Here is a 253-nt window from a genome sequence, read left to right as displayed (position 1 = left end):
TGGCGGACGAGCCCGCCTGGGGCACCCCCCTCGTGGCTAGGTAGGACCGGCTGGCCCAAAACCCGCGGGCGACGACGATGGCGCGCACCGCGCCATTGGTTCCGATCACCACGACGGCGCCTTCGGTGACGTTGTATTCCTTGCCGAACTGGCGAAGGTGGAACTCGACCGACTCCTCGGCCGCCTTCTGGATGTTGGCATCGAAAGTGGTATGGGCGACCAGCGAGTGCTGGCCTGGCTTGGCGATCTTCTT

General features: G+C 65.6%; 1 pseudogene. It reads right to left on the bottom strand.

Going from position 1 to position 253, the window contains the following annotated elements:
- A pseudogene (locus KVT37_RS32440) lies at positions 1–253 on the bottom strand (penicillin-binding protein); the annotation flags it as partial.

The organism is Mesorhizobium sp. GbtcB19, from assembly GCF_019091085.1.
Classification (GTDB): Bacteria; Pseudomonadota; Alphaproteobacteria; order Rhizobiales; family Rhizobiaceae; genus Mesorhizobium.
The sequence above is the reverse complement of the archived record's forward strand: the minus strand, read 5'-3'. Positions and strand labels throughout refer to the sequence as shown.